Raw genomic sequence first — 26,627 nt, 5'->3', positions numbered from 1 at the left:
TCCCTACAAGGATTAAGCGACTTGGCCTTCTTTCTGGTCGCGAATCGCAGCCAAAGTGCGTGCCAGCTTGCTGGTTGCGCCTTGGATTACGCTCATCAGCTGTGCAACAGCTTCGTCGTAGGTTGGCAGAGTTGCCAGGATGTCAATCTGAGCTGCAGTCATGAACTTACCTTCGTAAGCCAGACCCTTCACCTCAAACTTGTCATTACCTTTCGCGAACTCTTTGAACAGACGAGCGCCAGCGCCTGGATGCTCATTTGAGAAAGCAATAAGGGTTGGCCCCTTGAAAACCTCGTTCAGGCATTCAAATTGGGTACCTTCCATTGCGCGACGAGCCAGAGTGTTACGTACAACACGAACGTAAACTCCATTCTCACGCGCTTGCTTACGCAGACCAGTCATGTGCTCTACAGTCACACCACGGGCATCAGCAACCACGGCAGAAAGCGCGCCTTTAGCCACCTCGCTGACTTCAGCGACAATGGCCTTCTTGTCTTCAAGTTTCAAAGCCACGGGCTTTCTCCTGGATATTTCCATACCACACCCCTGAAATCAGGGGCACTTTTGGTGGTCAGACTCAACAAGGTTGAGCCGGGACACCATCTGCGCAGGCAACATTAAGAGCCAAGGCTCACCTGCGGTCTTTGACGGCCCCCAGTACATATCCAGGGACCCCAAAGTTCGATCGCAACATGAATTATACGTTCAGGCTGCTCAAATCCACTACCAGACCAGGTCCCATAGTGGTAGACAGGGTTACCTTCTTCAGGTAAACACCTTTGGAAGTAGAAGGCTTGGCTTTCTTCAGATCACCAACCAGCGCTTCCAGGTTTTCCTTGATAGCACCCGCCTCAAAGCCCAGCTTACCCAGACCGCAGTGAATGATACCGTTTTTGTCAGTACGGTAACGAACCTGACCAGCCTTGGCATTTTTAACCGCGGTAGCAACATCAGGAGTAACAGTACCCACTTTTGGGTTAGGCATCAGGCCACGAGGACCAAGAATCTGCCCCAACTGACCAACTACACGCATTGCATCTGGAGTAGCAATGACAACGTCGAAGTCCAGGTTGCCAGCTTTAACTGCATCAGCCAGATCATCAAAACCTACAACGTCAGCGCCTGCAGCCTTAGCAGCTTCAGCGTTGGCACCCTGAGCGAACACTGCTACGCGTACAGTTTTACCAGTACCGTTAGGCAGAACAGTGGAACCACGAACAACCTGATCAGATTTACGTGGATCAACACCCAAGTTCACAGCCACATCAATGGACTCAGTGAACTTTACTTTTGACAGATCTGCCAGCAGAGTTACAGCATCTTCAACGCTGTACAGTTTGCCAGGCTGAACTTTCTCAGCGATCAGTTTTGCACGCTTAGTCAGCTTTGCCATTTATACGCCCTCCACTTCCAGGCCCATAGAACGAGCACTACCGGCGATAGTACGCACAGCAGCATCCATGTCGCCTGCAGTCAGGTCGGGCATTTTTGCCTTGGCAATTTCTTCAAGCTGAGCACGGTTCACTTTACCCACTTTCTGAGTATTGGGACGCGGTGAACCACTCTTCAGACCTGCAGCCTTCTTCAACAGAATTGAAGCAGGAGGAGTCTTAGTAATGAAGGTGAAGCTACGATCAGCATAAACGGTAATCACTACAGGCGTAGGCAGACCCAGCTCAAGACCTTGAGTCCTGGCATTGAACGCCTTACAGAATTCCATAATGTTAACACCGTGCTGACCCAGAGCTGGACCAACGGGTGGGCTGGGGTTAGCTTGACCAGCCTTAACCTGCAGCTTGATATAAGCTGTAATTTTCTTTGCCATGTTTCACTCCAATGGGTAATAGCGCCCGAAGGCTCCCCGTTTAACAGGTAAGCAAAAGCCCCGATATAATCGAGGCAAACGCTTACTAGCACAATCCAATCAAGCCTTCTCGACCTGACCGAACTCCAGCTCTACAGGAGTAGAGCGTCCAAAAATCAAAACAGCCACATGAAGCCGGTTTTTCTCGTAGTTCACTTCTTCAACGACACCGCTGAAGTCAGCAAACGGACCATCAATAACACGCACTGCTTCACCAGGCTCAAATACAGTCTTGGGCTTGGGCTTATCTACCACAGATTCCACACGTTGCAGAATGGCAGCCGCCTCTTTATCACTGATGGGGGCAGGCTTGTCTGCAGTACCACCAATAAAGCCCATTACACGAGGCGTTTCCTTAACCAAGTGCCAAGCAGCCTCATTCATATCCATCTGAACCAATACATAGCCAGGATAGAATTTGCGCTCACTTTTGCGCTTCACACCATTGCGAATCTCTACAACTTCCTCAGTAGGAACTAAGATATCGCCAAAATGCTCTTCCATGTCATTCAGCTTGATACGATCTTTCAACGTGCGCATCACGTTTTTCTCGTATCCAGAGTACGCATGAACTACATACCAACGCTTAGCCATGCCACCTCCTTAACCGATGACCAAAGAGACCAAGAAACTGAGCAATGAATCCAATGCCCATAACAACAAAGACATCAGCAGAACCACTGCAACAACAATCAAAGTGGTCTGAGTTGTTTCCTGGCGAGTTGGCCATACAACCTTACGAACCTCTGTCTTAGCCTCTTTCAGTAACGCAAAGAAAGACTTCCCCCTTGCAGTTTGCAGAGCAACAAAAGCCGCAACAGCAGCCAGAACAAGCAACGCAACTACCCTGTACAACAGGGATTGTTCAGAATACATTGCATTACCAACCACACCGACAGCCACCAGGGCAGCAACCACCACCCACTTCAGACCATCCAGCTTGGATTCCTGAACTTCTGCCTTCCCACTCATCCAGGCGCCTCTATTCAAGTGCTTTTGTTACAGGGTGTGCCATTTCGGCAGGAGAGATTCGACCGGAGTATTGGCAGGGCAGGAGGGATTCGAACCCCCAACATTCGGTTTTGGAGACCGACGTTCTGCCGTTGGAACTACTGCCCTGTCACCACTCATTTTAGCCGGACGCGTATGGTATATATCTCAACCACTCGATGCAAGAACTTTCCCACACCAAACGCCAACCTTTTGAGTTACGCCGTCAAACAATGGAGCTCATGAGCAGACTCGAACTGCCGACCTCACCCTTACCAAGGGTGTGCTCTACCAACTGAGCTACATGAGCATACTGGAGCGGGCAGCGGGAATCGAACCCGCATCATCAGCTTGGAAGGCTGAGGTAATAGCCATTATACGATGCCCGCGCTGGTGGTGGGGGGTGGATTCGAACCACCGAAGCTCACGCGTCAGATTTACAGTCTGATCCCTTTGGCCACTCGGGAACCCCACCGCGCTTAGATAATGGTGCCGGCACCAGGAATCGAACCCGGGACCTACTGATTACAAGTCAGTTGCTCTACCTACTGAGCTATACCGGCTTAGTCACCACCACTTGCGTAGCGGGTGCGAATATTACTCAAGGAATCAGATACTTGCAATACCCTAATTACAAAGAATTTTACTTAACTGCATTTGCTGCTGATCTTTGGCCGGCAACCCAGCAATTATCTCTGCCCATGTATCAGCATAGGTGCTATCAACACGTAGCACCCATTGCTCGCTTGCATGATCAATAGAATAGATCAGCGGCTTTAATCCAAGCGCACTGACAGTAGCCTGAACGTAGTCCGCTGCTGATCTACGCGTAAATCGCCCTATGGAGATAAACCCTTTAAGCTGCCCTGCATCGATAACATAGGCATCGATCCCCTCAGCAAATAGTTTCTCCAACCACGACTGGCGCTGAGTCACATCCCGCGTTTCCAGGTATACCCAATAATCTGGGGACGCAGCTTCCGCATAACGAACTATAGTGACAGCAACCCCCTTGGATTCCAGCCATCCTGACCAAGTCTTCGCTAATGCTTCGCTGTCCAGCATGACACCAAGACATGCCTTCTGCGCTTCCTCAGCCCGCAGCTGCAACAAACTCGCAGCCATTTCATGCCCCATTAGCAATCTCTGATCAGCCAAAACAGGTAGCATCAGACCCAGACCCGCCTTTTCCTCCTGCTCACGCTGCCACCCCCACCAACCCACTGCCAGATTAATAACAATCAGCAGCAGCCACACATGTCTCAACATTCTGCCGACCTCGCCATAATCGCGAGACCATCGAGTACCAGGTCAGGGCAATGCATGCACAACCGACCCTGCAGCACGGGTAGCACCTTATCAGCATCGCCACCTGCAACCACAAAGCGCGGCACCGCCGAATAGCTCTCAGCCTGCACAATCATTTGCCTTATAAAACCTTGCCACATAAGCAGGCGACCATGTCCCACACAGCTATCCGTATCATCTCCTGGCAAGGTATCGCTCATCATTTCTGCTCGCACATGAATGCGCTGGGTATTACCCAGCAAGGCCCGCTGCAACATGGCCCAACCTTGCACGATGTAGCCACCCAGATGCCGACCATTTGTCGCAACAAAGTCGACCGTGAGCGCACTACCAGCATTGAAAACACACAGACAATCAGAGGGGTACGCATTGTGCGCCGCAATCATAGCCAGCCAGCGATCCACTCCCAGACGTCCCGGCTCGCGATAGGCGTTTACAACCCCTGCTGCACTTGACTCAGAGGCTGCCAAATAGAGTGACCACTGGCATTCCTGTGCATATTGCTGCCACTGCTGCACGGCAGCAGGCGCACCCACCGATGACAACGCCAGGGCGCGCACACCATCAACCTGCAACTCCCCCATTACCACCGCAGAATCGGCACTGGATCGATACATGACCGGTCCCAGCCGATCCATCGCATAGCGAACACGCCACTTAATTCGTGTATTACCAACATCTACTTCAGCTTGTGGAAAGCGCACGAACACTCACCTCACCACCATGAAATACTTCTTCCCCCTGCTCAGTGGCAACGCGCAGACCGCCTGTATCAGTCAGCCCCACCATCACCCCTTCAGTACACTGCTCGCCCGCCTGCAAGCGCACCGCCAGACCCTGATGAACGCTAAACGACATCCACTCCTGCTTAACGGCTACAAAGCCCTCACGCTGAAACACCTGCAGCACGGCCACCAGCTCCTGCAGCAGATCAGCCAGCAGGCGATTACGCCCATAACCTTCGGGTAAGTATGGCCGCAAACTGCACCAGGGTTGCGTGATCTGCCCCATCTGATCCTGCATCTCCACATTCACGCCCACACCAATGACCACCTGACAAACACCGCCAGCCTCGCCGCTGAGTTCCAGCAAGATACCAGCGACTTTTTTGTGCTCAATCAACACATCGTTCGGCCACTTTAGCCCCACACCGCTGACTCCGGCCTTGCTGAGCGTCCGCGCCAGTGCCAGCCCGACAGCCAGGCTCAGACCTTCCAGTGCGGCGAGACCTGACTGGAACGACCAGATAAGGGAAAAATAGATATTTTCTCCAAAAGGGCTGACCCAGGCTCGCCCGCGGCGCCCGCGTCCCGCTACCTGATGCTCAGCAATAATCAGATGACCGTGACCACTCTCGCGCCGCGTTAACTCCAAAGCGGTCTTGTTACTTGAATCCAGACTCAGGAAATAATGTAAAGTAAGCAAATCACGAGTCACGGCACTACTCGCAAGCTCCAACTCCAGCCAAGCCATATCGATCAGTTCAAGCGGCCGTACCAGACGATAACCCCGCCCTTTTACCGCATGTAAAACAAGCCCAAGAGCCTCAAACTTCTGTAGCTGCTTCCACACTGCCGCCCGACTTACACCCAGCGCCTCACCCAGCTCTGCTCCGGAATGCCACTGGCCATCCGCCAGCGTATCGAGCACTTGCTTCAAATCCATTACCAAACCTCGACAAAGCACAGACTGGCATAGCAGGCATCCACGCGACACCTGCATCACCGTTACTGTTAGAAAATCTCCTGAGGAGCCAGAGGCACAGCCTCATTGGTAGTCGGAGGTGGCGTAACCAACGGTTCATCACTTTGCAGATCTTTACCTTGATGTATGACTATCTCCACCCGACGATTGGCAGCTCTATTGGCAGATGTATTATTGGGAGCTAACGGATGGGTGTCCGCATACCCGACCACACTAAACCGACGCTGATCCAGCCGCCCATCGGCGAACAACTCTTCTGCAACTGACAAGGCACGAGCAGTGGACAGAGCCCAGTTGGACTGAAACTGCGCAGTATGGATGGGCACATTATCGGTATGCCCTTCAATCGAGATACGTCCACGCACGCCGAGCAGCACATCGCGGATTTTGGCCATGATAGGCACAAAAGCATAGTTCATTGCTGCCGACCCTGATTCAAACGAACCCTGCTCCTTAACGCGAATAATGATTTTTTGCTCCTGAGTCTCAACCTCTATAGAGCCTTTGGCTATTTCCGCATTCAGTGCTGAGGCGACATTGATTGCCGTCTCCTCCGTCTGCTGCTGTGCCTCCCTGTCTTCCTGGGATTGCTGCTGGCTGTCCTGCTGTGCAGAAGCCTGCGGCTTATTTTCTTCATTCTGCTCTTCCGGTGGATTCACCACCCGACCGGGAGCACATTGCACATCAAGCGTGCTGCGAGTCTGGTCCGTAGTAAACTGGCGCACCTCATTGAGCGGTGTGGGTTCTGGACGCCCTGGACTGAACTCCTGAGCAATGATACTGGTACCCTTGGGGATATCTTTCACCTGTAGTTGATTCTGCACCCCAAACGCAGCGCGCATGGAACCAGCAATCTGCTTGTACTTCAGCACATCCATTTCAGAGAAGGACAGCAACAACACAAAGAAGCACATCATCAGGGACATCAGGTCGGCAAAGGTCGCCAACCAGGCAGGCAAGCCAGGCTTACATTTACACTCTTCTACATCATCGCTCATGGGTGCCCCACCCTATCACGCTTCCGCTGTGCCGCGTTTCGACTCTGGCAGATAGTTCTTCAACATCTGTTCGATAACCCGGGGGTTCTGACCTGCCTGAATAGCCAGCAAGCCATCGACCACAATGGCGCCGCACTCAGCCTCTTCTTCATTGCGATTTTTCAGTTTGTCAGCAATAGGAAGGCATATCACGCTTGCCAGCAAGGCGCCGTACAACGTTGTCAGCAGGGCAACAGCCATGGCAGGTCCGATGGCCTTGGGATCACTCATATTGGCCAGCATCTGTACCAGACCGATGAGGGTACCGATCATCCCCATGGCTGGCGCGACATCACCCAATGCTTCAAATATCTTGATACTGCTTTCGTGCCGCCCTTTGGACAGGCGTAATTCTTTATTGAGTAACGTTCTGACCACCTCAGGATCATGCCCATCAACAAGCAGCTGCATGCCCCGCTGCATGAAAGGGCTGGATACCTGCTTGTCTTCCAGCGACAACAGACCTCCCTTGCGAGCAGCATCCGCTACCTCAACAATTTCCTGAATGAGAACGTTCGGATCGACCGACTTGAACATGAAGGCTTTGGCAGCGGTTTTACCGGCACCAAGAAATTGCCCCAGAGTAAATTTGATCAGCGCCACCAAAGTAGCTCCGCCAAATACAATCAGGATAGATGGCACATCTATAAAGACGCCGAGACTTCCCCCCATTACCATGGCAGCGACAATAAGACCCATCGCCCCCACCAGTCCGACCAGCGTTGCTATGTCCACGGCATCCCCTTCACTTCATCCACGTGATTAGTACGATCGATCCCTTGCGGCTTAACAGTTGTTTGGCAATACCTTAGGCATGGCACACACGCCTGTTATTATAGGGCACATTGTCGTTAAAATGGCACGCGGTCATAGCTTGCCTGTGATTCAGGCAGATGCCAAGGGAGACTAAGGTTGGCACGCAAAAAGAAAGTCGAGTTTGAGCAGGCACTGCAGGAGCTGGAAACGCTGGTGCAGCAGCTGGAGCAGGGAGACCTCAGCCTGGAGGCGTCACTAAGCGCCTTTGAGCAGGGAATTGCTCTGGCCAGAGAGTGCCAGCAGACACTCAGTGATGCGGAGCAACGGGTACATCTGGTTCTTGAACAAAATGGTCAAGTCAGCAAGCCCCCCTTTCAGGACGACATCTGACATGCACCAACTGCAAACAGCTTCGCTACACTGGCAGCAGCAGGTTGACGAAGCACTGGAGCGTTATATTGCGGACTATGCAGGCGCTGAACTGCTCACACAGGCAATGCGATACAGTCTGTTCAACGGCGGTAAACGCATCCGTCCCATATTGTGCTACGCCACCTCGCAGGCATTACAAGTCGACACAAAGCTGCTTGACGCCTATGCGGCTGCCATCGAGTGCATCCACGCCTACTCCCTGATTCATGACGACCTGCCAGCCATGGATGATGACGACCTGCGGCGCGGCAAGCCAACCTGCCATATAGCTTATGGAGAGGCCACTGCCATTCTTGCAGGCGACGCCCTCAATACTCTGGCATTTCAGCTGATCAGCGACGAAGACGCCCTACCTGCCGCCGTACGCCTGCAACTTATACGCTGCCTCAGCCGGGCAGCAGGTATGCATGGTATGGTCGCAGGCCAGATGATGGATATGGCGGCCACAGGCCAGCAGATCACGCTGCCTCAACTTGAACGCTTGCATCGTCATAAGACCGGTGCCTTGTTGCTTGCCGCAGTAGAAGGCCCTGCTCTGGTTAGCCAGCCGACAGAAGCAATACGCACAGGTCTGCAGGAGTATGCCCGCTGTATTGGGCTGGCATTTCAGGTTCAGGATGACATTCTGGATATTGAAGGCGACACCGCCACGCTGGGCAAACCTCAGGGCTCAGACCTGCAGCACAACAAATCGACCTATCCTGCGCTACTTGGCCTTGAGCATGCCAAAGAGTACGCAGCAAAGTTGATCGACACGGCCATTACCAGCCTGGCCCCACTGGGTGACCACGCTGCACTGCTGCGCGAGCTTGCCTATTACATTGTTCGCCGCAATCACTGAGCGACGACGACACATCAGAGTTACAGCATGACCGAACTTCCGCGGCAACGCCCTTCCACTCCGCTGCTGGATCAGATTGATCAGCCCGCCGCGGTTCGTCAGTTGCCCGCCAGCGACCTGCCACTGCTGGCAGATCAGCTACGTCGCTATCTGCTGTGGAGCGTCAGTCAAAGTGGCGGCCATTTCGGTGCGGGCTTGGGTGTGATCGAGCTGACCATTGCCCTGCACCACGTATTGAACCTGCCTCACGACCAACTGATCTGGGACGTGGGCCACCAGGCCTATCCGCACAAGGTCCTCAGTGGGCGCCGTGATGCGCTCGTTCAGATCCGTCAGGCTGAAGGACCAGCGCCTTTTCCCAGCCGGGATGAAAGCCCTTATGATGCGTTCGGTGTTGGCCACTCGAGTACATCCATTAGTGCCGGATTAGGTATGGCCATTGCCTTTGGCCGTCAGACTGTGCGACCTGAAGAGATCCCCCCCCGGGTTGTCTGCGTCATCGGCGATGGTGCCTTTACTGCTGGTATGGCGTTCGAGGCCATCAATCACGCAGCCCAGACTGGCGTGGACCTGACGGTCATCCTCAACGACAACGATATGTCGATCTCACCTAATGTTGGCAGTCTGGCCACTTACCTGGACTCCAGCCATGCAGGAGAATTGTTCACTGCACTGGGCTTCAGCTACCACGGCCCCCTTGACGGCCATGACCTGACGCACCTCCCCCAGCAGCTCGATAACATCATTCACCAACCAGGCCTGCATCTCATCCATGTTCTGACTCGTAAAGGGAAGGGATTTACACCGGCAGAAGCAGACCCCGTCGGCTTCCATGCCATCGCTAAGCTGGAGCCTGCAAGCACGACAGACGCCAAGGGGCCGAAATACAGCCGCATATTCAGTGACTGGATTTGCACCATGGCAGCACAGGATCAGCGACTACTCGCCATTACCCCGGCCATGCGCGAAGGCTCCGACCTGATCGCCTTTTCACAACAATTTCCTGAGCGCTACTTCGATGTCGGCATCGCCGAACAGCATGCTGTGACACTGGCTGCCGGCATGGCCTGCGCCTCAGCCAAACCGGTCGTCGCCATCTACTCCACCTTCCTGCAACGGGCGTATGACCAGCTAATCCATGACGTTGCCATCCAGAATCTGGACGTATTATTTGCCATTGATCGTGCTGGTCTGGTCGGTGAAGACGGCCCAACGCATGCGGGCGTCTACGACATCAGCTTTTTACGCTGCATTCCCAATATGCTGCTGCTCTGCCCGTCTGACGAAGCAGAGACCCGCGCAGCTCTGACCACTGCTTATCACTACCCCGGACCCGCGGCAGTGCGCTATCCACGCGGACATGGTCCAGGCAATCTGCCCGACCACAGCCTGCCGCAACTCCCCCTGGGTAAGGCCAGGACCCTTTATCACGGTCAACGAATTGCTGTGCTGGCCTTTGGCCCGATACTGCATGACATCAAAGAGGCAGCGCTGGAACTGAATTGCAGCCTGGCAGATATGCGCTTTGTTAAGCCATTGGACGCAGAGCTACTGGAGCGCTGGATGCAAACTCACGAACAGATTGTGACAATTGAAGAGCATGCCATCGCTGGAGGTGCTGGATCGGCCGTTGCTGAGCATCTGCTAAACAAGGGTTATATGGGACGGATTACTCATCTAGGCATAGAAGATCGCTATATTCCTCATGGCTCCGCCGAACAGCAGCGACAGTGGTGCAGTCTGGACCGAATCAGCCTCAAGCGACGACTGGAAGCACTACTGGCGATCTCAGAGTAATCCGGCAAACAGCCGCCATAGAGCATGGCGGCTTTGATGGCGGTTAAAGCTATCAGTCCTGATGGTGCTGCAGCGGTACTTCAAACATATGTCCCAGCTTACCTGCCTTGGTCGCCAGATAGTGGGCATTGTGTACATTACGTCCAACCTGCAAAGGTACACGCTCCGCGATATTGATGCCGAAGCCCTGCATAGCCTTCACCTTGCGCGGATTGTTGGTCATCAGGCGTAGTGACTTGATATTGAGATGCTCAAGCATCGGAATACAGATACTGTAATCGCGCATGTCCGCCGCAAAGCCCAGTCGCTCGTTCGCCTCGACCGTATCCGCACCCTGGTCTTGCAGATTATAGGCACGAATCTTATTCAGCAGACCAATACCTCTGCCTTCCTGACGCACATAGAGCAATGCTCCGCGCCCTTCTTCAGCGATAGCCTGTAAAGCGGCCTCCAGCTGGAAACCACAGTCACAACGCAGACTGAACAAGGCATCCCCGGTCAGACACTCAGAATGGATACGCCCCAGCACAGGCTCACCATCACCCACAGCGCCTAACGTCAGCACCACATGCTCCTTGCCCGTCTGCTCCTCTGCAAAGCCATGCATAGTAAACACCGCCCATGGCGTAGGTAACCGGGATGAAGCGACATAACGTATCGTCACTGCTTTATTTCCTCTTGAACTCAGTTGCGCTTGCCAGTCCTGCTGCAGGATTGTCTGGCCATCACGTCTTCGCCGACCATGCAAACGCGGCCTGTAATGTCTTCACTCAAAATAACTGCCAGAGCAAATAGCTCAGTTGCACTGCCACCCAGGCAAACATCCCGGCAACAATGTCATCCAGCATGATGCCCCAGCCACCATGTACCTTGGCATCCAGCACGCGAATGGGCCAGGGCTTGGCAATATCGAACAGGCGAAACCAGAAAAAGGCCAGCAGCAAGGCATAACTGGTATCTGGTGCCGCAATCAGGGTAATGCCATAGCCAACAAATTCGTCCCAGACAATACCGGGGTGATCATGCACCCTGAGGTCTCGGGCGGTTTTGTCACACACATAGATACCAACCAGCGACGCCACCAGCAGAATGATCAGGTAAGGCATCAGCGAGTACTGCATCGCCAGCCAGACAAAAGGGACAGCCGCCAGCGTCCCTACTGTACCCGGAGCTTTGGGTGACAGTCCGCTGCCAAAACCAAATGCCAGAATGTGCGCAGGATGACGCCAGATACTGATCGGTAACGGGGGGTAATGCTTGGCCATAATGTCGTCGTATACGGGTGCGTTGGAAAGATGGGGTTAGAAATGCTGAAATCCCAGATGTGCTGGCAAAGAAAATTCTTCGCCATCCAGAGCCATGCGCAATCCGGTACGATGAGTAATGGTGCCAATACGAGTGAGTGGCACCTGCAGGCGTTGCAGTTCTCGCAGCATGTTAGCCTCATCGGCCGGATTAACCGTGAAGCACAGCTCAAAGTCTTCACCGCCGGTCAGCGCCTTCAGCAACGCATCCTGCCTTGGCATTGTCGCCAGCAGCGGCTCCGAGAGCGGCACATGCTGAAGTTCCAGCTCAGCGCCCATGTGACTGCGTTGCAGAATATGTTGCAGGTCACCCAGCAAACCATCGGATATATCAATCACTGCTGACGCATAGGGACGCAACAACCGCCCCATTTCCACCCGTGGCGTGGGACGATAGAAGCGCTCGAGCAGATAACTATCAGTAGCAGATAACAAGGAAGGGGGATTAAGTGCCAGAGCCAATCCGGCAGCAGAGTCACCCAGACTGCCGCTGACATAGATATGATCCCCAGCATAGGCACCATCACGACGCAGTGCCTGACCGACCGGAATCCGGCCATGCACTTGTACCGTCAGCGTAAGAGGCCCGCGTGTGGTATCTCCACCCACCAGAGAAAGATGAAACTCCCCCGCCAGCTGCGCCAGACCACGCGAGAAGCCCTCAAGCCAGCTTTCATTGACGCTCGGTATCGTCAACGCGAGCGTAAACCAGACAGGCTCCGCCCCCATCGCAGCCAGATCACTCAGATTAGCCGCCAGTAACCGATAGCCGATGTCCTCAGCAGCAGCATCAACGGGAAAATGCACCCCGCTGACCATGGTATCCATCGATACCGCCAGCTGTTCACCGGGGCGCAAATTCAGCAGGGCGCAGTCATCACCGATACCGAGGATGACGCCCTGCCCACACTGCAATGACTCGCTCTGGAAGAAGCGATGAATGAGATCGAACTCGGAGAGCGCCATGAAAGCCAGAATCAGGCAGGGCGATTGTTGCGCTGAGTTTCTGCTGCACGCAGTTCACGCGCTACCCGGTCCAGCACACCATTGATGTACTTGTGGCTGTCAGTAGCACCAAACAACTTGGCCAACTCAACACACTCATTGATGACCACCCGGTAAGGCACTTCCAGACGGAAAGCCAACTCATAGGCACCCATCCGCAGAATGCATTTTTCTACCGGGTCCAGATCTTTCAGAGCTCGGTCCAGCTTTGGCTGCAAATGCACATCCAGATCAGCCACCTTGGCCGGCACACCATGCAACAGCTCACGGAACAGGGTCAGATCCGTTTTCGACATGTCATTGTCAGTGCGGAACTGCACCTCAATGTCGGTCAGATTGCCACCCGCCAAGCTCCATTGATACAAAGCCTGCAGGCTGAACTGGCGGGCGTTGCGCCGCTTGTTAGCTAACGCCTCTTTTTTGACCGGCTTATCCTGGCTCATGCATCTGCCTCCAGCTGCTTGAGCATGCTGACCATTTCGATCGCGCCCAAAGCGGCCTCAGCGCCTTTGTTGCCTGCTTTAGTACCAGAGCGCTCAATGGCCTGCTCGATACTGTTCACAGTGATAATGCCGTTCATGACGGGAATACCACTATCCAGACCTACTTTGGTCAGGCCCTTGGCAGATTCAGAGCAGACATACTCGAAATGAGGAGTGCCCCCCCTAATCACTGCCCCCAAAGCAATGATGGCGTCATCACGCTTCTGCTCGGCCACTTTCTGCGCAGCCAGTGCGATTTCGAATGCACCGGGCACATAGACAACGCGAATATTGTCTTCGCTCACACCATGACGTTTCAGGGTATCGATAGCGCCTTCCAGCAGGCTATCCACCACAAAGCTATTAAAGCGGGCCACCACAATGGTGTAACTACCAGTCACTCTGGTGAAGTCCCCTTCGATTCGTTTAACGCTCATAAGTTATCCGTTCCGACACTCAATCTTCAGCTTCAACATATTCAACAATTTCCAGGTCAAAGCCAGAAATCGCGGTAAATTTGACCGGGCTCGACAGCAGACGCATCTTGCCTACTCCCAATGCGCGTAAAATCTGTGATCCGGTACCCACGGTCTGATACACCCCAGACACGCCGCCTTCACGCTGTGCCACCCGGCTTCGTTTCGGATGGACAAAACTCTCCAGCGCTGCTCCCAGGTCTTCACATTGCTGCCCTGCGAGCAGCACTGCCACGCCAGAGCCTGCTTCAGCGATAGCCTGCAACGAGCTGCGCATTGTCCACTTACCGGGCGACTGCACACCGATAATATCGCGCATTACTTCTGCCATGTGCACACGCACCAGTGTCGGCTCAGCCGCATTGATTTCACCACGCACCAGGGCCAAATGCGATTTTCCCTGAATGCGATCAAAGAAAGTCACGGCTTTAAAAGCACCAAATTCTGTTTGTAACTCAGCCTCTGCTACCTGCTCGATCGTCCTCTCATGCAGAGTACGATAGTGGATCAGATCAGCGATCGTGCCGATCTTTAGATCATGGGTTCGAGCGAACTCTTCCAGATCAGGACGGCGGGCCATGCTGCCATCTTCATTCATGATCTCGACGATAACCGACGCCGGAGTCAGCCCTGCCAATCTGGCCAGATCACACCCTGCTTCAGTGTGCCCTGCCCTTGAAAGTACCCCACCGGGCCGTGCCATCAACGGGAATATATGCCCAGGTTGCACGATGTCTTCCGGACGACTATCGGCATTCACGGCTACCTGCACAGTACGGGCGCGATCTGCAGCAGAAATGCCGGTGGTAACGCCCGTTGCCGCCTCAATAGAGACCGTAAAGTTGGTGGCATAAGGCGTACCGTTCGCACTGACCATCAATGGCAGTTTGAGATACTCGCAACGTTCACGCGTCAGTGTCAGGCAAATCAGACCACGGGCATACTTGGCCATGAAGTTGATATGCTCTGGAGTGACCTTATCGGCTGCCAGAATCAGATCGCCTTCATTTTCACGGTCCTCATCATCCATCAGAATGACCATCTTACCCTGACGGATATCTTCGATGATCTCCTCAACACTGTTAACGCTCATTCGCGAACCTCTGTTAAGTCTTGCGTTATCCCTGCCATCGCAAGGCACCGGACGTCACTCAGCGACGCCGCATAAATCCATGTTGCAGCAAGGTCGACATTGACACACCTGCCGCTGATTCAGGCTCGTTGGCAGCACTATTCAGCATGCGCTCCAGATACCGCGCCAGAACGTCCACCTCAAGGTTGACCCTGGAGCCCTGCCTGAGGCTGCTCAGCGTGGTCATATCTGCCGTATGAGGCACGATGTTCAATTCAAACAGCAGGTCTTCCACTGCATTGATGGTCAGACTCACACCATCAACACAGACAGATCCTTTGCGCGCCAGATAACGAGCCAGCATCACGGGCGACTCAATCTGTACCCACAGAGAACGGGCATCACGACGCACATCACGGATGACGCCAACAGCATCAACATGACCGCTGACCAGGTGGCCGCCCAGACGTGTAGTCAGTAACAACGCCTTTTCCAGATTGACACGCTGACCGACGGTCCATTCTGGCAGCGTGGTATGCTGCAAAGTCTCACGCGAAACATCCGCAACAAACTGCCGCCCCTGTAGCGCAACCACTGTCAGACAGACGCCCTGCGTGGCGATAGAATCCCCCAGACGCACATCGCTGAAATCCAGTGTGTCACTGGCGATGCTCAGTTGCAGATCCCCGCCTTGACGGGTAATTTGCTGCACCGTTCCTAACGCTTCAATTATTCCTGTAAACATTCTAGTACAGCGCTCAATTCCAGCTAGTCGGCTACCTGTGGTAAAGCGGTAATACGCCAGTCTTCACCCACCTGACGCATATCCTGAATCGTCAGGCGCAGCTTCTCCTGCATCTGCTGCAGCGGCAGATTCAGCAACGGGCGAGCCAGGCTGCCCAATAATACCGGCGCCATATAGATCACCAGCTCATCCACCAGCCCAGCGCTGACAAAAGCACCCGCCAATGTAGCACCCGCCTCCACCAGCACCTCGTTGCAACCAAGTGCGGCCAGCTGTCGCAGTAAAGCCTGCAAATCCAACCCTGTAGAAGAGCGAGGCAAGCTCAGACTTTGCACTCTCGTTACCAACTCTTCCACCAGCTGTGCTGAGCCATGCGCCAGCACTACCTCGCCTGCACTCTGCAACAAACGGCAGTCTGGGTGGGTAGCAAGGCGCTGATGACTATCTAGCACTACCCGCAACGGTTGCCGCTCGCCGCGCCGAGCACAGGTCTCGGCATCCAGCCCGGCTTCTGCCAGCCTGACCGTCAATGCTGCGTTGTCGGAAAGCACGGTATCAATACCGCTCACCACGGCGGAACTGCGTGCACGAAGGCGCTGCACATCGGCGCGCGCCGCCGCACCGGTAATCCACTGACTTTCACCGGAAGCCATCGCGGTACGACCATCGAGACTCATGGCCAGCTTGACTCTTACGTAAGGCAACCCGGTCGACATGCGTTTGATAAAGCCGGGGTTCAGGGCGCGTGCCTGGCTTTCCAGCAGACCCCAGCTGACCTCAATGCCATGAAACGCCAGTATTCCGTGTCCCTTACCACTGACCAGTGGATTGGGATCCTGCATGGCACTCACTACCCGTGCGACACCCGCCCTCACCAGACCTTCGGCACAAGGTGGAGTACGACCATAATGGGCACAGGGCTCCAGACTGACGTAGGCTGTTGCCCCCTTGGCAGCCTCACCGGCCATGCGCAGCGCATGAACTTCTGCGTGAGGTTCACCTGCGCGCTCATGAAAGCCTTCACCAATCACCTGGCCATCTTTGACCAGCACACAACCTACGCGAGGATTGGGATCGGTGCTGTACAGGCCACGCTCCGCAAGATGCAGGGCGCGACTCATGTAGGCAGTATCGGTAGCGCTCCAGCTAGTCAAGGGATGCTCCCTTCTGTTCCGGCTCCTGACTGGTCAGCATTTCGATTTCTTTCTTGAATTCTTCGATATCCTGGAAATCACGATATACCGAGGCAAAACGCACGTAGGCAACCTGATCCAGCTTGCGCAGCTCATTCATCACCGCCTCGCCCAACCAGCGGGAACCCATTTCCCGCTCGCCAGTGGCGCGCAACTGCTGCTTTATTCGAGTGATAGCGGCTTCCACCGCCTCCGTGGATACCGGTCGTTTTTCCAGCGCACGCTGCATACCGGCTCGGAGTTTAGGCTCATCAAACGGCTGCCGGCTGCCATCCTGCTTGATGATGTGAGGCATAACCAGTTCAGCCAGCTCGTAAGTTGTGAAACGTTCGCCACAGACCAGACACTCCCGTCGCCGACGGACCTGTTCACCTTCAGCCACCAGACGAGAATCCGTTACCTTGGTTTCCTGAGCACGGCAGAATGGACAGTGCATGAACGCGCACACCTTACTTAAAGAGCGAAGGGCGACATTGTAACTGAGATTGGCATAAGCCCCAACAAAAACGGCCGGAAAATCCGGCCGTCTGGTGCGTCTGACTCAGCGTAGCATCAGGCGTATACAGGGAAACGCTTGCACAGGGCAGAGACTTTTTCCTGTACGGCACTGATGACCGCTTCGTTGTTGATGTCGTCCAGAATGTCACAGATCCAGCCTGCCAGCTCTTTACACTCGGCAACACCGAAACCACGTGTGGTGACCGCTGGAGTACCGATGCGCAAACCGGAGGTGACAAACGGTGACTGTGGATCGTTAGGTACGGCGTTCTTGTTGACGGTAATGTGTGCACGACCCAGGGCGGCGTCAGCATCTTTACCGGTGATACCCTGACGGATCAGGCTCAACAAGAACAGGTGGTCGTCAGTACCGCCAGACACAACGTCAAAACCACGCTCGATAAACACCGATGCCATGGCACGGGCATTTTCCAGCACCTGCTCCTGATAAGCCTTGAACTCATCGCTCATGGCTTCTTTAAAGCACACGGCCTTGGCGGCGATGACATGCATCAGCGGACCACCCTGACCACCGGGGAATACCGCAGAGTTCAGTTTTTTCTCAATGTCGGCATTGGCACGCGCCAGAATCAGACCACCGCGAGGACCGCGCAGTGTCTTGTGGGTAGTGGTGGTGACAACGTCAGCGAAAGGTACAGGGTTAGGATACAGACCAGTAGCAATCAAACCGGCTACGTGTGCCATATCGACCAGCAGGTAGGCACCTACTTTGTCAGCGATTTCACGGAAGCGTGCCCAGTCAACCACACGCGAGTAGGCAGAGAAGCCTGCCACGATCATTTTTGGCTTGTGCTCCAGTGCCAGACGTTCGACCTGCTCATAGTCGATCTCGCCAGTCTCCGGATTCAGCCCGTAAAGGACAGAGTTATAAACCTTACCAGAGAAGTTAGGCTTGGCACCGTGAGTCAGGTGGCCACCGTCAGACAGGCTCATACCCAATACGGTGTCGCCCGCATTGCACAGCGCCAGATAAACAGCAGAGTTAGCCTGTGAACCTGAGTGAGGCTGAACGTTGGCGTAATCGGCGCCGAACAATGCCTTAGCACGATCAATAGCCAGCTGCTCAACCACGTCAACGTGTTCGCAACCACCGTAGTAACGCTTGCCAGGATAACCTTCTGCATACTTATTGGTCAGTTGCGTGCCCTGGGCCTGCATCACCCGTGGACTGGTGTAGTTTTCAGAAGCGATCAGCTCGATGTGGTCTTCCTGACGCTGTACTTCGGCTTCGATCGCCGCCCACACTTCTGGATCGAAGTCGGCGATGTTCTGGTCTTTAGTGAACATAAGAGTCCCCTCAGGTCTGCACAGGTGATGGGTCTTGGAAAGCGCGGCATTATAACCAAATTCCCGCTTTGCAGCAGTTGAATATTCTGCGATTTAGTGGGTTATTTGCCTCATAGTCAGGCTCCATTTTGCTGAAAATCGTCCGCTTAACATGCCTATTTACGGCGCTATCCACCATCGCATCCAAACCCTCGCCATCGTATAGCGGCCAAACCCGAAGGCTTCCTCACTCTTCCTCACTGCTCGTATTTGGCTGGCAAAATCTCCGGTCATTCCCCGCAGGAACGTAGCCAAGCTGGCAGCAAATCCTTACCATTAGTCCACTCTCCCCACCCGCGGTCACTGCACCAACGGCGGCGATGCATTTAGACGGGGCGGCACTGTGCCACCTGTCGCCAACTGAGACTAACAACAGGTTTAAGCCAATGGCTCAATACGTGTTTACCATGCACCGGCTGGGCAAGGTTGTCCCGCCGAAGCGCGAAATTCTCAAGGATATTTCTCTGTCTTTCTTTCCTGGCGCCAAGATTGGTGTACTGGGTCTGAACGGCTCGGGTAAGTCCACCCTGTTACGCATCATGGCAGGTGTGGATCCGGACTTTATCGGTGAAGCCCGTCCAATGCCGGGTCTGAAAATTGGATATCTGCCACAGGAACCCAAACTCGACGAAACCAAGACGGTACGTGAAATCGTTGAGGAGTCCGTTGCTGATGTTAAAGGTGCACTGGCTGCGCTGGATCAGGTTTACGCCGCCTATGCTGACCCGGATGCCGACTTCGATGCACTGGCAGCGCGTCAGGCCGAACTGGAAAACCTGATTCAGGCCAAAGATGGCCACAATCTGGAGCGCACTCTGGAAGTGGCTGCAGAGGCCCTGCGCCTGCCCGCATGGGAAACCGAAGTAAAGGTGCTGTCCGGTGGTGAGCGCCGCCGTGTTGCATTGTGCCGTCTGCTGCTCGACCACCCCGACATGCTGCTGCTTGACGAGCCCACCAACCACCTGGATGCCGAGTCCATTGCCTGGCTGGAGCGCTTCCTGCACGAATATCCCGGCACCGTGGTGGCCATTACCCACGACCGTTACTTCCTCGACAACGTCGCTGGGTGGATTCTGGAGCTCGACCGTGGTCACGGCATCCCCTATGAAGGCAACTACTCAGGCTGGCTGGAAGCCAAGGAAAAACGTCTGGAGGTTGAAGCCAAGCAACAGGCCGCCCATGACCGCGCCATCAAATCCGAACTGGAATGGGTACGTGCTGGCGCCAAAGGTCGTCAAGCCAAGCAGAAAGCACGTCTGCAGCGCTTCGATGAACTGAGCTCGAAAGAGTTCCAGAACCGCAACGAAACCCAGGAGATCTACATTCCGCCAGGCCCACGCCTGGGTGACAAGGTCATTGAGATCAACAATGTCACCAAGAGCTACAACGACCGCGTACTGTTCGAGAACCTCAACCTGGCCATTCCTGCAGGTGCCATTGTCGGGGTTATCGGGGGTAACGGTGCCGGTAAGTCGACGCTATTCCGTATGATTGCCGGTCAGGAACATCCCGATAGCGGCAGCATCGATATCGGTTCCACCGTGCAGCTGGCTTATGTCGACCAGATGCGTGAACTGGATGGCAGCAAGTCGGTGTGGGAAGAACTGTCAGGCGGTGCCGATATCATCACCGTAGGCACCTATCAGACCCCCTCCCGCGCCTATCTGGGCCGTTTCAACTTCAAAGGCTCCGATCAGCAGAAAATGGTCAAGGATCTGTCCGGCGGTGAACGCAACCGTCTGCATCTGGCCAAACTGCTGAAAGAAGGCGGCAACGTACTGATGCTCGACGAACCGACCAACGATCTGGACGTGGAAACCCTGCGTGCGCTGGAAGAGGCACTGCTGGTGTTCCCCGGCAGTGCGGTGGTGATCTCCCACGATCGCTGGTTCCTCGACCGTATCTGCACGCATATGCTGGCCTACGAAGGTAATTCGCAGGTGGTCTTCTTTGAAGGCAACTACACCGAATACGCTGCAGACTACAAGAAGCGCTATGGCAAGGATCACCAGCCAGAACGCATCAAATACAAACGTCTGGCCTGATCTGCCAACGTTGATAAGCCAAGCCAGCCATTACGGCTGGCTTTTTTTTGCACGGAGCACCTACACTTAATTTCTGCAGACCATTCGACCAGCCAAGAGAATCGAGCCATGGATAACAAGATCAACCGGCGTCGCTTTACCCGCCTGCCACTGGAAATGCTGGCAGACCTGACCACCTCGAAAGACCGTTACACCGTAACCGTGCTGGATGTTTCCCTGCATGGCGTACTGCTGATGCAGCCCGAACAAATGGAACCGCTGATCGGCGAAGCAGCCCGGGTCGATCTGGCGCTGTCAGAAGAGGTAACCATCCAGATGCCGGTTACCATCGTGCATGCGGAAGAAGGCCTGCTCGGTTGTGAAGTACGTGCAATCGACGTCGAAAGCCTCGCCCACCTGCGGCGCATGCTGGAGCTGAATCTTGGCGACACCACACTGGTCGAACGCGAGCTGGTGCAGCTGCTGGAAAAGCAGCAGTAGAACCTCAAAAAGATTAAAGTGCGGCCAGTGCCTCATTGAGGAACTTCACTGGCACCAGCTCCATACCCTCTACTCCGCCCTTGGGCACATTGGCGGCAGGCACGATAGCCCGTTTGAAGCCGTGTTTGGCCGCCTCGCGTATCCGCTCCTGACCACTGGGAACAGGACGAATCTCTCCTGACAGACCTACCTCACCAAATACCACCAGATCCTGAGGCAGAGGCTGATCCCGGAAGGAGGATACGATCGCCAGCAGCAAGGCAAGGTCAGCACTGGTTTCAGCCACCCTGACACCGCCGACGACATTCACGAAGACGTCCTGATCACCACAATGCAGCCCGCCGTGGCGGTGTAGCACCGCCAACAGCATCGCCAGTCGGTTTTGCTCCAGACCAACAGCCACTCGACGCGGCGCTGACAGATGGCTCTCATCCACCAGCGCCTGAATTTCGACCAGCAAGGGGCGCGTCCCTTCCCATACTACCATCACCAGACTGCCGGGTACGGCGTGCTCAGTGCGCTGCAGGAAGATCGAGCTGGGGTTTTTAATCTCCTTCAAGCCCTGCTCCAGCATGGCAAAGACCCCCAGTTCATTAACCGCGCCGAAACGGTTCTTGATACCACGTAAAGTCCGGAAGCGACTGTCATGACTCCCCTCTAGCAGGAGCGAGGCATCAATCATGTGCTCCAGCACCTTGGGGCCAGCAAGAGTACCATCCTTGGTCACATGCCCAACCAACATCAGTACCGTCCCTGTCTGCTTGGCAAAACGTGTCAGAATGGCAGCACTCTCCCTGACCTGGCTGACACCACCGGGGGCGGAGTCAATCAGTTCGGTGTGTACTACCTGAATCGAGTCGACTACCAGTAATTTGGGCTGCAATTGCGTGGCCATTTCCAGAATGCGTTCGACGCTGGTCTCAGCCAGCATCTTCAGTCCTTGCATGGGCAGGCTCAGCCGCTGCGCACGCATCGCAATCTGTTGCAGTGACTCTTCACCACTGACATAGAGTGCTGACATACGTTGTGCCAGCTGACACATGGTCTGCAGCAACAGGGTACTTTTACCTGCACCGGGGTGGCCGCCAATCAGAATGGCAGAGCCGGGCACCATACCTCCCCCCAGTACACGGTCAAACTCACCGATACCGGAAGAAAAGCGTGGCGTCTCGCTCAGCTCAACTGCTGACAGATCCAGAATCTGCGCCTGCTGTCCTGCTGCTCCGGCATACCCCCCGCCACTACTGGTGCTGCGCTTACCGCTACCCAGACGCACTTCCGAAAGAGTGTTCCAGTTACCACAGTTACTGCACTGCCCCTGCCATTTGCTGAAATCTTCACCGCATTCATTGCAGACGTAGGCGAGTTTTTGCTTGGCCATGGTGTTCCTTGGAGTACAGAGAGCGAAAAGTACAAAGCCCGCTTATGCGGGCTCAGTTGGAAATGTCAGGTTAGAACGTGCCGGGGTAAGCCCCACCATCCATCAGCAAGTTCTGTCCGGTGATATAGCCTGCCTGGACACTGCATAGGAAAGCGCATGCCGCACCGAACTCTGCCGGTTCACCAAAGCGTCTGGCCGGATGGCTGGTCAAACGTTTTTCCCTCGCCTGTTCCGGGCTGATGCCCTGGCGTTTGGCCTCACCGACAAAAACCTGGACCAGACGGTCAGTCTCAAACGGACCCGGCAGCAGGTTGTTAACAGTAACGTTGTGCTGAATCACATCTCGCGCCAAACCGGCGACAAAACCGGTCAACCCCGAACGCGCACCATTGGACAGGCCCAGAACCGCGATAGGGGCCTTAACAGCACCAGACGTAATATTGACGATGCGGCCAAAACGGCGGGAGATCATACCATCCACCACCCCTTTGATCAGCTCAATGGGGGTCAACATGTTCGCATCCACTGCCTTGTGCCAGTCCTCTCGACTCCAGTCGCGAAAATTGCCTGGCGGAGGGCCACCGGCATTGGTCACCAGAATATCCGGTGCCGGACAGGCTGCCAGCGCAGCATCGATGCCTGCAGGCGTAGTAATATCCACCGCCACCTCATGTACGTCCACCCCATAACGCTGACGTAACATCGATGCTGCTTCAGCAAGAGGTGCGGCAGAGCGCGCCACCAGCGTCAGGTGCACACCCTCTGCAGCCAGGGCTTCTGCACACGCTCGCCCCAGGCCCTTGCTGGCGCCGCAGACCAGTGCCTGCTTGCCGGTCAGTCCGGTATCCATGACTTCTCCTTACTCGGGTTTACTGCCTGACATTACTGATGGTAAGCCGCGCTCAACTCGTGCACGGCCTCCACAAACACACGGGCATGCTCTGGTTCAACGAACTGATGAATCCCGTGTCCAAGATTAAAGACATGACCAGGATGATGGCCAAAGGACTGCAGAATAGTCGCAACTTCTTCGCGAATCCGCTGAGGGTTGGCATACAGCACACAGGGGTCCATATTGCCCTGTAATGCGACGCGCTGGCCTACACGCTGACGTGCATTACCAATATCAGTAGTCCAGTCAATACCAAGTGCATCAGCACCCGTCGCCGCCATCAGCTCAAGCCACTGCCCGCCCCCCTTGGTAAACAGAATAACTGGCACAGTCCGACCTTCATGCTCCCGAATCAGGCCCTGCACAATCCTGTCCATATATGCCAGAGAGAACTCCCGATAAGCACGATCGCTGAGATTGCCTCCCCAGGTATCGAAGATTTGTACCGCCTGGGCACCGCTTCGGATCTGTTCATTCAGGTAACGGGTTACTGACTGCGCGAGCTTATCAAGCAATGCGTGCATCAATTCCGGTGTGTCGTACATCATGGCTTTGACGTGGCGGAAGTCTTTGCTCGACCCACCCTCGACCATATAGGTAGCCAGAGTCCAGGGGCTGCCGGAAAAACCAATCAATGGCACTCGGCCATTCAGCGCCGAACGAATGGTGCTAACACAGTCCATGACATAATCCAGATCAGCCCGGGCATCAGGAACAGGCAATGCGGCAATATCGGCTTCGCTACGAATGATTTTGCGGAATCGGGGGCCTTCACCCGTCTCAAAATACAGCCCCAGGCCCATTGCATCGGGGATCGTTAAAATATCAGAGAACAGAATGGCAGCATCCAGCGGAAAGCGCTCAAGCGGCTGAAGTGTGACTTCGCAGGCAAAATCAGGGTTCTTGCACAAACTCAGGAAGTCACCAGCCTGACTGCGACTAGCACGATACTCAGGCAAGTAGCGCCCGGCCTGACGCATCATCCATACGGGTGTGCAATCCACAGGCTGACGCATCAGCGCACGAAGAAAGCGATCATTCTTGAGTTCTGCCATAGTGTTGAGGCTCTGTCTGCTATATTCGGGGCATTATTCTAGCCTGTCCTTATACAGGCGTCCGTGTTCTGGCTCAAGGCGCACGGCTAGCAGAAATAAAAAAGCCAGCCGGTATCGAAATACCTGCTGGCTTTTTGAACTCAAGATAGCAACTACACGGTTACATCCACATTCAAACCAAGACGACCACTTGGATCGGGCTTGGCAGGCTGTTGACCGCTGCCTACTGAACTCTCATCAATCAGCTGCAACACCTGTTGACCTACCAGCTCTTGTTGCTGATTTGCCATCTGGGCAGCCTTGATACCAAGAGAGTCCCCGTAACTAACGGAGCTATATGATGAGCCACTCACTGAGCCGAGATCCATCATTATCCTCCTCTTGCTCTGAAAACGCGTTAAGTATCGCCTACTTTTTAACCAATCATCAAGTTTTTGTCTGAATTGATTGTGTTAGCAGGCGTGGATTTTAAACCGCAATACGTCAACAAAACTGTTGTAATGTAAACTTTATCTACATTGCACAACTAAACGTAAAGCACTGATAAGTAGTAAGCCTGATCCACTGTCAGCGGATCCAACGTCGCTGACATCACAAGCTTCGACGGCCCATCTCCCTGAGATCCATCAAGAAGTCGATAAACAATACAAGCAGGCTTATTTAATCAGCCCTGCTTCCTTATAGTACTTGGCAGCTCCTTCATGCAGAGGCGCAGATAGGCCGCTTTTTACCATCTCCTCTTTGGTAAGATTGGCAAAGGCAGGATGCAGTCGTTTGAAATCATCAAAATTTTCAAACACTGCCTTGGTCAAGGCATATACCACATCATCAGATGTATTGGTTGAGCTAACCAATGTCGCCGCAACACCAAAGGTGTGAATATCATGATCAGCCCCTCGGTACATACTGGCCGGAATAACAGCAGCTCGATAATACGGATGATCAGCGATCAATTTATCCACTACTGGTCCGGAAATATCGACCAAGTTGGTATCACATGCGGTTGTTGCTTCCTTGATAGAACCATTTGGATGTCCAACAACGTAAACAATGGCATCGACTTTGTTGTCACAAAGCGCCTGTGCTTGCTCAGCGGGCTTTAACTCAGCCGCCAACGCCAGCTCGTCCATGCTCATACCTTTGGCCTTCATCAAGGCCTCAAAGGTATCTCTTGAGCCCGAGCCGGGATTACCAACGTTGACACGTTTGCCTTTGATATCGTCGAATGTTCTGATTTTGGCGTCTGTCCGCGCGACTACTGTCAGCGCCTCAGGGTGCAATGAGAATACGGCACGTAGCTCTTTGAATGACCCCTGCTCAGCAAACTGATCCTTACCTTCATAAGCATTGTACTGAACATCAGACTGAGCCACACCAAAATCCAGCTCACCTGCACGAATGGTATTGATGTTGTAGACCGATCCTCCAGTACTCTCAACCGAACAGCGAATGCCATGATCTTTGCGATCCTTGTTTACCAGCTTACAGATAGCACCTCCGGTAGGGTAATAAACTCCTGTCACCCCGCCTGTGCCGATTGTAATGAACTGTTGAGCAGTTACATTCGTCGCACCGAGCACTAGCGCCGAAGCAAAAATGACCTTAAAAAGTGCCTTTTTCATTGACGTATATCCCCTGTTCTTCTTTGAATTATTCCTGCAGAGTGCCCAACTGACGTAAAGCACAGAGTCATCGTGTTAGTTAGGCCAGATTTGCTGTGATTCGTTAAAAAAGCAATCCATACGATGCATGTTCTATACACGTATTGGTAAATGAAGAAGCACTTTATAAGGTTACTGCTAGCCAGAACCAATGAATATTGGTTCATGAAATGTAACTTGGATTTATATCAGGAATATACAAATCGTAGAGGTAAGGTCGTTAAACGTTATCAAAACCCCAAAAAGCAAAACCCCTGACCGT

At 54.1% G+C, this 26,627-nt stretch carries 30 protein-coding genes and 5 tRNA genes; 5 read left to right on the top strand and 30 right to left on the bottom strand.

Going from position 1 to position 26,627, the window contains the following annotated elements; all coding sequences use genetic code 11:
• Positions 1-12: 12 nt before the first annotated feature.
• From rplJ to pomA, 15 genes are all read right to left on the bottom strand, one after another.
• Positions 13-513: a 50S ribosomal protein L10 gene (gene rplJ / locus WH50_RS01225; protein ID WP_110185678.1), complete on the bottom strand. Its 501-nt coding sequence runs from the start codon at positions 511-513 to the stop codon at positions 13-15.
• 184 nt (positions 514-697) lie between these two features.
• Entirely contained in the window at positions 698-1,393 is a 696-nt protein-coding gene (rplA, locus tag WH50_RS01220) for a 50S ribosomal protein L1 (protein WP_110185677.1), read from the bottom strand.
• On the bottom strand, positions 1,394-1,825 hold the full coding sequence (gene rplK / locus WH50_RS01215) for a 50S ribosomal protein L11 (protein WP_104154378.1): 432 nt from the start codon (positions 1,823-1,825) through the stop codon (positions 1,394-1,396).
• A gap of 99 nt (positions 1,826-1,924) precedes the next feature.
• A complete protein-coding gene (gene nusG, locus WH50_RS01210) occupies positions 1,925-2,458 on the bottom strand; it encodes a transcription termination/antitermination protein NusG (RefSeq protein WP_104154380.1) in 534 nt (177 codons plus the stop codon).
• A gap of 9 nt (positions 2,459-2,467) precedes the next feature.
• A complete protein-coding gene (gene secE / locus WH50_RS01205) occupies positions 2,468-2,836 on the bottom strand; it encodes a preprotein translocase subunit SecE (protein ID WP_110185676.1) in 369 nt (122 codons plus the stop codon).
• Between the two features lie 71 nt (positions 2,837-2,907).
• Positions 2,908-2,983 (bottom strand) — tRNA-Trp (locus tag WH50_RS01200).
• 105 nt (positions 2,984-3,088) lie between these two features.
• Positions 3,089-3,164 (bottom strand) — tRNA-Thr (locus tag WH50_RS01195).
• 4 nt (positions 3,165-3,168) lie between these two features.
• Positions 3,169-3,243: transfer RNA gene (locus tag WH50_RS01190), tRNA-Gly, on the bottom strand.
• Positions 3,244-3,245: 2 nt separating this feature from the next.
• Positions 3,246-3,329 (bottom strand) — tRNA-Tyr (locus WH50_RS01185).
• Positions 3,330-3,341: 12 nt separating this feature from the next.
• Positions 3,342-3,417, bottom strand: a tRNA-Thr gene (locus WH50_RS01180).
• Between the two features lie 64 nt (positions 3,418-3,481).
• Positions 3,482-4,123, bottom strand: a complete 642-nt coding sequence (locus WH50_RS01175) for a hypothetical protein (RefSeq protein WP_110185675.1) — start codon at positions 4,121-4,123, stop codon at positions 3,482-3,484.
• A complete protein-coding gene (locus WH50_RS01170; protein WP_133251210.1) occupies positions 4,117-4,866 on the bottom strand; it encodes a type III pantothenate kinase in 750 nt (249 codons plus the stop codon). The genes WH50_RS01175 and WH50_RS01170 overlap by 7 nt, the downstream gene beginning before the upstream one ends.
• Entirely contained in the window at positions 4,847-5,827 is a 981-nt protein-coding gene (gene birA, locus WH50_RS01165; protein WP_110185673.1) for a bifunctional biotin--[acetyl-CoA-carboxylase] ligase/biotin operon repressor BirA, read from the bottom strand. Before birA ends, WH50_RS01170 begins: the two co-directional genes overlap by 20 nt.
• 68 nt (positions 5,828-5,895) lie before the next feature.
• Positions 5,896-6,864 (bottom strand): flagellar motor protein MotB, encoded by a 969-nt coding sequence (locus WH50_RS01160; protein ID WP_110185672.1) that lies wholly within the window; start codon positions 6,862-6,864, stop codon positions 5,896-5,898.
• Between the two features lie 15 nt (positions 6,865-6,879).
• Entirely contained in the window at positions 6,880-7,638 is a 759-nt protein-coding gene (gene pomA / locus WH50_RS01155) for a flagellar motor protein PomA (RefSeq protein ID WP_110185671.1), read from the bottom strand.
• Between the two features lie 177 nt (positions 7,639-7,815).
• Here pomA and WH50_RS01150 point away from each other — a divergent pair, with 177 nt between their 5' ends.
• From WH50_RS01150 to WH50_RS01140, 3 genes are read left to right on the top strand one after another with little or no spacing between them, the layout of a single operon-like run.
• Complete coding sequence (locus WH50_RS01150; protein WP_104154391.1) at positions 7,816-8,049, top strand: exodeoxyribonuclease VII small subunit; 234 nt, start codon at positions 7,816-7,818, stop codon at positions 8,047-8,049.
• A gap of 1 nt (position 8,050) precedes the next feature.
• Positions 8,051-8,932 carry a (2E,6E)-farnesyl diphosphate synthase gene (gene ispA, locus WH50_RS01145; protein ID WP_110185670.1) on the top strand — a complete coding sequence of 294 codons (882 nt, stop codon included), beginning with the start codon at positions 8,051-8,053 and terminating at the stop codon, positions 8,930-8,932.
• Between the two features lie 27 nt (positions 8,933-8,959).
• Positions 8,960-10,729 carry a 1-deoxy-D-xylulose-5-phosphate synthase gene (locus tag WH50_RS01140; protein ID WP_110185669.1) on the top strand — a complete coding sequence of 590 codons (1,770 nt, stop codon included), beginning with the start codon at positions 8,960-8,962 and terminating at the stop codon, positions 10,727-10,729.
• A gap of 52 nt (positions 10,730-10,781) precedes the next feature.
• Here WH50_RS01140 and ribA read toward each other — a convergent pair whose 3' ends face one another.
• From ribA to glyA, 10 genes are all read right to left on the bottom strand, one after another.
• Positions 10,782-11,393, bottom strand: coding sequence for a GTP cyclohydrolase II (gene ribA / locus WH50_RS01135; RefSeq protein ID WP_104154394.1), 612 nt, complete (start codon positions 11,391-11,393; stop codon positions 10,782-10,784).
• 106 nt (positions 11,394-11,499) lie between these two features.
• Complete coding sequence (locus tag WH50_RS01130) at positions 11,500-11,994, bottom strand: phosphatidylglycerophosphatase A family protein (RefSeq protein WP_110185668.1); 495 nt, start codon at positions 11,992-11,994, stop codon at positions 11,500-11,502.
• 36 nt (positions 11,995-12,030) lie between these two features.
• The gene (gene thiL / locus WH50_RS01125) at positions 12,031-12,999 is read right to left on the bottom strand and encodes a thiamine-phosphate kinase (protein WP_207780126.1); all 969 of its coding nucleotides are present in this window, start codon (positions 12,997-12,999) and stop codon (positions 12,031-12,033) included.
• An 11-nt stretch (positions 13,000-13,010) separates the two neighbouring features.
• Positions 13,011-13,481, bottom strand: a complete 471-nt coding sequence (nusB, locus tag WH50_RS01120; RefSeq protein WP_110185666.1) for a transcription antitermination factor NusB — start codon at positions 13,479-13,481, stop codon at positions 13,011-13,013.
• Complete coding sequence (gene ribH, locus WH50_RS01115; protein WP_104154398.1) at positions 13,478-13,957, bottom strand: 6,7-dimethyl-8-ribityllumazine synthase; 480 nt, start codon at positions 13,955-13,957, stop codon at positions 13,478-13,480. Before ribH ends, nusB begins: the two co-directional genes overlap by 4 nt.
• A gap of 19 nt (positions 13,958-13,976) precedes the next feature.
• Positions 13,977-15,089: a bifunctional 3,4-dihydroxy-2-butanone-4-phosphate synthase/GTP cyclohydrolase II gene (gene ribBA / locus WH50_RS01110; protein WP_110185665.1), complete on the bottom strand. Its 1,113-nt coding sequence runs from the start codon at positions 15,087-15,089 to the stop codon at positions 13,977-13,979.
• A gap of 58 nt (positions 15,090-15,147) precedes the next feature.
• Positions 15,148-15,813, bottom strand: a complete 666-nt coding sequence (locus WH50_RS01105; RefSeq protein ID WP_110185664.1) for a riboflavin synthase — start codon at positions 15,811-15,813, stop codon at positions 15,148-15,150.
• A 23-nt stretch (positions 15,814-15,836) separates the two neighbouring features.
• Positions 15,837-16,967, bottom strand: coding sequence for a bifunctional diaminohydroxyphosphoribosylaminopyrimidine deaminase/5-amino-6-(5-phosphoribosylamino)uracil reductase RibD (gene ribD / locus WH50_RS01100; RefSeq protein ID WP_243409942.1), 1,131 nt, complete (start codon positions 16,965-16,967; stop codon positions 15,837-15,839).
• On the bottom strand, positions 16,960-17,442 hold the full coding sequence (gene nrdR, locus WH50_RS01095; RefSeq protein WP_104154402.1) for a transcriptional regulator NrdR: 483 nt from the start codon (positions 17,440-17,442) through the stop codon (positions 16,960-16,962). The genes ribD and nrdR overlap by 8 nt, the downstream gene beginning before the upstream one ends.
• 116 nt (positions 17,443-17,558) lie before the next feature.
• Positions 17,559-18,812 carry a serine hydroxymethyltransferase gene (gene glyA, locus WH50_RS01090; RefSeq protein WP_110185662.1) on the bottom strand — a complete coding sequence of 418 codons (1,254 nt, stop codon included), beginning with the start codon at positions 18,810-18,812 and terminating at the stop codon, positions 17,559-17,561.
• 425 nt (positions 18,813-19,237) lie between these two features.
• Here glyA and ettA point away from each other — a divergent pair, with 425 nt between their 5' ends.
• Complete coding sequence (gene ettA, locus WH50_RS01085; RefSeq protein WP_110185661.1) at positions 19,238-20,896, top strand: energy-dependent translational throttle protein EttA; 1,659 nt, start codon at positions 19,238-19,240, stop codon at positions 20,894-20,896.
• Between the two features lie 108 nt (positions 20,897-21,004).
• On the top strand, positions 21,005-21,376 hold the full coding sequence (locus WH50_RS01080) for a PilZ domain-containing protein (RefSeq protein ID WP_110185660.1): 372 nt from the start codon (positions 21,005-21,007) through the stop codon (positions 21,374-21,376).
• A 13-nt stretch (positions 21,377-21,389) separates the two neighbouring features.
• Here WH50_RS01080 and radA read toward each other — a convergent pair whose 3' ends face one another.
• From radA to WH50_RS01055, 5 genes are all read right to left on the bottom strand, one after another.
• Positions 21,390-22,757 carry a DNA repair protein RadA gene (gene radA / locus WH50_RS01075; RefSeq protein ID WP_110185659.1) on the bottom strand — a complete coding sequence of 456 codons (1,368 nt, stop codon included), beginning with the start codon at positions 22,755-22,757 and terminating at the stop codon, positions 21,390-21,392.
• A gap of 70 nt (positions 22,758-22,827) precedes the next feature.
• On the bottom strand, positions 22,828-23,607 hold the full coding sequence (locus WH50_RS01070; protein ID WP_110185658.1) for an SDR family oxidoreductase: 780 nt from the start codon (positions 23,605-23,607) through the stop codon (positions 22,828-22,830).
• A gap of 32 nt (positions 23,608-23,639) precedes the next feature.
• Positions 23,640-24,704 (bottom strand): uroporphyrinogen decarboxylase, encoded by a 1,065-nt coding sequence (hemE, locus tag WH50_RS01065; protein ID WP_110185657.1) that lies wholly within the window; start codon positions 24,702-24,704, stop codon positions 23,640-23,642.
• A gap of 152 nt (positions 24,705-24,856) precedes the next feature.
• A complete protein-coding gene (locus WH50_RS26270; RefSeq protein WP_165838262.1) occupies positions 24,857-24,994 on the bottom strand; it encodes a hypothetical protein in 138 nt (45 codons plus the stop codon).
• 366 nt (positions 24,995-25,360) lie between these two features.
• Positions 25,361-26,326, bottom strand: coding sequence for a TAXI family TRAP transporter solute-binding subunit (locus WH50_RS01055; RefSeq protein WP_110185655.1), 966 nt, complete (start codon positions 26,324-26,326; stop codon positions 25,361-25,363).
• Between the last annotated feature and the right edge of the window lie 301 nt (positions 26,327-26,627).

Source organism: Pokkaliibacter plantistimulans, assembly GCF_003194385.1.
Lineage (GTDB): Bacteria > Pseudomonadota > Gammaproteobacteria > Pseudomonadales > Balneatricaceae > Pokkaliibacter > Pokkaliibacter plantistimulans.
Note: the sequence above shows the minus strand (reverse complement) of the source record. Positions and strands in the feature narration are given on the sequence as shown.

Coding starts and splice junctions, on each gene's coding strand:
- nrdR (WP_104154402.1), bottom strand. CDS start 17,442: ATGCACTGTCCATTCTGCCGTGCTCAGGAAACCAAGGTAACGGATTCT.
- birA (WP_110185673.1), bottom strand. CDS start 5,827: ATGGATTTGAAGCAAGTGCTCGATACGCTGGCGGATGGCCAGTGGCAT.
- ribH (WP_104154398.1), bottom strand. CDS start 13,957: ATGAGCGTTAAACGAATCGAAGGGGACTTCACCAGAGTGACTGGTAGT.
- ettA (WP_110185661.1), top strand. CDS start 19,238: ATGGCTCAATACGTGTTTACCATGCACCGGCTGGGCAAGGTTGTCCCG.
- rplK (WP_104154378.1), bottom strand. CDS start 1,825: ATGGCAAAGAAAATTACAGCTTATATCAAGCTGCAGGTTAAGGCTGGT.
- nusB (WP_110185666.1), bottom strand. CDS start 13,481: ATGAGCCAGGATAAGCCGGTCAAAAAAGAGGCGTTAGCTAACAAGCGG.
- nusG (WP_104154380.1), bottom strand. CDS start 2,458: ATGGCTAAGCGTTGGTATGTAGTTCATGCGTACTCTGGATACGAGAAA.
- secE (WP_110185676.1), bottom strand. CDS start 2,836: ATGAGTGGGAAGGCAGAAGTTCAGGAATCCAAGCTGGATGGTCTGAAG.
- ispA (WP_110185670.1), top strand. CDS start 8,051: ATGCACCAACTGCAAACAGCTTCGCTACACTGGCAGCAGCAGGTTGAC.
- WH50_RS01175 (WP_110185675.1), bottom strand. CDS start 4,123: ATGTTGAGACATGTGTGGCTGCTGCTGATTGTTATTAATCTGGCAGTG.
- WH50_RS01105 (WP_110185664.1), bottom strand. CDS start 15,813: ATGTTTACAGGAATAATTGAAGCGTTAGGAACGGTGCAGCAAATTACC.
- thiL (WP_207780126.1), bottom strand. CDS start 12,999: ATGGCGCTCTCCGAGTTCGATCTCATTCATCGCTTCTTCCAGAGCGAG.
- WH50_RS01055 (WP_110185655.1), bottom strand. CDS start 26,326: ATGAAAAAGGCACTTTTTAAGGTCATTTTTGCTTCGGCGCTAGTGCTC.
- hemE (WP_110185657.1), bottom strand. CDS start 24,704: ATGGCAGAACTCAAGAATGATCGCTTTCTTCGTGCGCTGATGCGTCAG.
- WH50_RS01080 (WP_110185660.1), top strand. CDS start 21,005: ATGGATAACAAGATCAACCGGCGTCGCTTTACCCGCCTGCCACTGGAA.
- WH50_RS01140 (WP_110185669.1), top strand. CDS start 8,960: ATGACCGAACTTCCGCGGCAACGCCCTTCCACTCCGCTGCTGGATCAG.
- WH50_RS01130 (WP_110185668.1), bottom strand. CDS start 11,994: ATGGCCAAGCATTACCCCCCGTTACCGATCAGTATCTGGCGTCATCCT.
- WH50_RS01160 (WP_110185672.1), bottom strand. CDS start 6,864: ATGAGCGATGATGTAGAAGAGTGTAAATGTAAGCCTGGCTTGCCTGCC.
- radA (WP_110185659.1), bottom strand. CDS start 22,757: ATGGCCAAGCAAAAACTCGCCTACGTCTGCAATGAATGCGGTGAAGAT.
- ribBA (WP_110185665.1), bottom strand. CDS start 15,089: ATGAGCGTTAACAGTGTTGAGGAGATCATCGAAGATATCCGTCAGGGT.
- WH50_RS01070 (WP_110185658.1), bottom strand. CDS start 23,607: ATGGATACCGGACTGACCGGCAAGCAGGCACTGGTCTGCGGCGCCAGC.
- rplA (WP_110185677.1), bottom strand. CDS start 1,393: ATGGCAAAGCTGACTAAGCGTGCAAAACTGATCGCTGAGAAAGTTCAG.
- glyA (WP_110185662.1), bottom strand. CDS start 18,812: ATGTTCACTAAAGACCAGAACATCGCCGACTTCGATCCAGAAGTGTGG.
- WH50_RS26270 (WP_165838262.1), bottom strand. CDS start 24,994: ATGGCAAATCAGCAACAAGAGCTGGTAGGTCAACAGGTGTTGCAGCTG.